The organism is Rhodospirillales bacterium RIFCSPLOWO2_02_FULL_58_16 (assembly GCA_001830425.1).
Lineage (GTDB): Bacteria > Pseudomonadota > Alphaproteobacteria > Rhodospirillales > 2-02-FULL-58-16 > 2-02-FULL-58-16.
Window position 1 is genome coordinate 40,044 of sequence record MIAA01000039.1, and the last position, 3,769, is coordinate 43,812.

The window sequence follows — 3,769 nt, forward strand, 5'->3', positions numbered from 1 at the left end:
GGGGAAAAAATTATTCAGTAGCTTTCGCTATAGTTATGGCCTTCCTTGCAGGAGATGAACGCGGCGCCCAAAACCGGGAGGGCGAGAAGAACGATGCCGAAAATATTAACCAAAACCGTAACCATTTTTATTCTCCTCTTCTTTAACCTGGGCGTTTAACTACGCTTAACAATGCGAGAACCGTGCCAACTTCATAACCCATTGTTTTTGTTGCGTTTTGCCCCTGATCATTACCGGCAGACTACGCTACTGTTTACATATCGGCGTCAACATTAACGTTCACATGTTTACATATGAACGAATAATAAAAAATCCTCCCCCTTGCTTTAAAGGGGAGTTATCAGTCTGTGTGCTTTAAACACAGAGGCACAGAGGCGCAGAGCAGAGACGATTAAGTGAAGTTTTATTCTTGCTTTTTCTTTCTTCTCTCTACCCTCCTCTGTGTCTCTGAGCCTCTGTGGTGGTTCATAAAATAGTGCTTATTCCGGTCAACGCGCCGGGAACCTCCCCTGCCTCCTTGGTAAGGAGGGGAAAGCGCGATGATATGACAGGACAAAAAATCAGGGCTTGCGCCTGATTCTGTGTATGTTAAATTAATCACACTTAATCTTCGTTAAATGTCAGGAAGCCCGCCGGTGTTAAATGGAAAGAACATTCTGCTGATCGTCACGGGCGGCATCGCCGCCTACAAGAGCCTGGAACTGGTTCGCATCCTGCGTTCCCGAGGCTGCTCGGTGAGATGTATCCTGACCAAAAGCGGACGTGAATTCATCACGCCGTTATCGCTGGCCGCCCTCAGCGGGCAAAAGGTCTACGAAGACTTGTTCTCGCTTACCGATGAAAGTGAGATGGGACATATCCGTTTAGCCGGAGACGCCGATCTTATCCTGGTAGCCCCGGCCACCGCCAATATCCTCGCCAAGACGGCTTGCGGGATCGCCGATGATCTGGCGACCACGGTGTTGCTGGCCGCCGATGGACCGGTGATGACGGCGCCGGCGATGAACGTGAAAATGTGGAAGAACCCGGCAACCCGCGCCAACCTTGAAACATTGAAAAGGCGCGGCGTGTTGCAGGTCGGGCCGGAAGAAGGCGAGATGGCTTGCGGCGAAACCGGCATGGGGCGCATGGCCGAGCCTGCCGCCATCGCCGCCGCCGTTGAGCGTTGCCTGCAAGGAGTCGGCAGGCTGTCGGGAAAGAGCGCCCTGGTCACCAGCGGCCCCACCCATGAAGCCATCGACCCGGTGCGCTATATAGCCAACCGCTCATCGGGCAAGCAGGGTCACGCCATTGCCGAGGCGCTGGCCCGCATGGGGGCCGAAACCATCCTTGTTTCCGGGCCTACTCATGAACCGGACCCGTCCGGCGTCCTGGTGCTGCGCGTAAAATCAGCGCGTGAGATGTTGGCCGCCTGTGAGAAAGCGCTGCCGGTGGATGTCGCCGTATGCGCCGCCGCCGTCGCCGACTGGCGCCCGGCCGCCCCCTCCGCCGCCAAGATAAAAAAGAACGGCAAGACCAGGACCTTCGAACTGGCCGAGAATCCGGACATTCTCGCCGCCCTAAGCGTTCCCGGAAACCGCCGACCGAAGCTGGTGATCGGCTTTGCCGCCGAGACCGACGCGGTCATCGACAACGCCCATGTAAAGCTGGCGGCCAAAGGCTGTGACTGGATCGTGGCCAACGACGTGTCGCCTTCCACAGGGATAATCGGCGGCGAATCAAACACCGTTCATCTGATAACGGCGAACGGCAAGACAGAGAGCTGGCCGGCCATGCCCAAGCCGGCGGTTGCCGAACGTCTGGCGATCCTCATTGCCGACGCCCTGGAGCAGACTCGATGAAGGCCGTCGAAGTTTCCATTCGCCGTTTACCCCATGGCCGAGGCCTGCCGCTGCCCTCGCGCGCTACGGAGTTCAGCGCCGGCGTCGATTTACTCGCCGCCGTCGAGAAGAATGTGGAACTGGCGCCGGGCGCCCGCGCCGTCATCCCGTCGGCAGTCGCCATCGCCCTGCCCTTCGGCTATGAAGCCCAGGTGCGGCCCCGGTCGGGGCTGGCGGCAAGACACGGCGTCACCGTTCTCAACAGCCCCGGCACCATTGACGCCGACTACCGGGGCGAGATCGGCGTCATTCTTGTTAACCTGGGCGACGAGGCCTTCACCGTCGAGCGCGGCATGAGAATCGCTCAAATGGTAGTGGCGCCGGTAAGCGCGGTGGCCTGGATCGAAGTCGAATCACTGCCTGAAAGTGTCCGCGCCGAAAACGGCTTCGGATCAACCGGCATAAGAGGAGAAGGCTGAAAATCCATGTTGCGCTTGTCCAAGAAAATGCTGTTCACCATCGAGGCGGTTCTCGACATCTCCTACCACGCCGGCAGCGCCCCCGTGCAAAGCCGCGACATCACGCGCCGCCAGAGCATCCCCAGACGCTATCTGGAACAGGCCCTCCAGCAACTGGTTCGCCAGGGAATTCTGATCGGCGTGCGCGGCCCCAGGGGCGGCTACCGGCTGGCCCGCGAGCGCAGGCGCATTACCATCGGCGAAATTGTTCGCGTCGTTCGCAAGATTGAGGCCGAAGACGCCGTCATCAATGAACCCGACGGTTCGGAATTATGGCGCCGCGTGGTGCGGCCGGTTTGGCGGGAACTGCAAGACGATGTTCTGAAGCGCATGGACTCGATCACCATTGATGACCTGTGCAGCCGCGCCCACAAGGCCGGAATTGAAAGCGAAGGACGCAAGAATCTGGATTTTTCCATTTAGACAAAGCTGATAAGGAGCAAAGAAAACCATGACAGACCACAACACCCCCGGCTTCCGGGGCCGCATTTACGGCAGCATCCTGGAAACCATCGGCGCCACGCCGCTGGTTCGCCTTTCCCGGATCATGGAAGAATCCGGATGCAAGGCCGATCTGGTCGCCAAGCTCGAATGTTTCAATCCGCTGAGTTCGGTCAAGGACCGTATCGGATTGGCGATGATTGAAGCCGCCGAGGCCGCCGGCAAGATCGGCCCCGATACCGTGCTTATCGAACCGACATCGGGCAACACCGGCATCGCCCTGGCCTTCGTCTGCGCCGCCAAGGGCTACCGGCTGATCCTCACCATGCCGGAAAGCATGTCGATTGAGCGCCGCAAGATGCTGCTCTTCCTCGGCGCCGAGCTGGAACTGACGCCTGCCGCCAAAGGCATGCCGGGCGCCATTCAACGCGCCAAAGACATGTGCGCGGAAATCCCCCACGCCTTTATGCCGCAACAGTTTGAAAACCCGGCCAACCCCGAAATTCATCGCCGCGCCACCGCCGAGGAAATCTGGAACGACACCAACGGCAGGATCGACGTATTGGTCAGCGGGGTCGGCACCGGCGGCACCCTCACCGGAGTCGCTGAAGTCCTCAAGCCCCGCAAACCCGGATTGAAGGTAATCGCCGTTGAACCCGAAGACAGCCCGGTGCTCTCCGGCGGCGTTCCCGGCCCCCACAAGATTCAAGGCATCGGCGCCGGCTTCATTCCCGGCGTGCTCAATCGCAAAATGATTGACGAGATACTCAAGGTCGGCAATGAGACCTCGTTTGCTACTTCGCGCAAATTGGCCCGAATCGAGGGTTTGCCGGTCGGCATATCTTCCGGCGCCGCCCTGGCCGCCGCCCTGGAGGTCGGACAGCGCCCGGAGATGAACGGCAAGATGATCGTCGTCGTCCTGCCCGACTGCGCCGAACGCTATCTTTCAACCGCCCTGTTCGAGAACATAGAGGTCGGGTAATATGGCGG

General features: G+C 59.2%; 4 protein-coding genes. All 4 read left to right on the forward strand.

Annotated elements, in window-relative coordinates; translation table 11 throughout:
* Window positions 1–635 precede the first annotated feature (635 nt).
* From A3H92_11015 to A3H92_11030, 4 genes are read left to right on the forward strand one after another with little or no spacing between them, the layout of a single operon-like run.
* The gene (locus tag A3H92_11015) at window positions 636–1,841 is read left to right on the forward strand and encodes a bifunctional phosphopantothenoylcysteine decarboxylase/phosphopantothenate synthase (GenBank protein OHC73989.1); all 1,206 of its coding nucleotides are present in this window, start codon (window positions 636–638) and stop codon (window positions 1,839–1,841) included.
* A complete protein-coding gene (locus A3H92_11020) occupies window positions 1,838–2,299 on the forward strand; it encodes a deoxyuridine 5'-triphosphate nucleotidohydrolase (protein OHC73990.1) in 462 nt (153 codons plus the stop codon). The genes A3H92_11015 and A3H92_11020 overlap by 4 nt, the downstream gene beginning before the upstream one ends.
* A 6-nt stretch (window positions 2,300–2,305) precedes the next feature.
* Window positions 2,306–2,761, forward strand: coding sequence for an Rrf2 family transcriptional regulator (locus tag A3H92_11025; GenBank protein OHC73991.1), 456 nt, complete (start codon window positions 2,306–2,308; stop codon window positions 2,759–2,761).
* Between the two features lie 28 nt (window positions 2,762–2,789).
* Complete coding sequence (locus A3H92_11030) at window positions 2,790–3,761, forward strand: cysteine synthase A (GenBank protein OHC73992.1); 972 nt, start codon at window positions 2,790–2,792, stop codon at window positions 3,759–3,761.
* Window positions 3,762–3,769 lie beyond the last annotated feature (8 nt).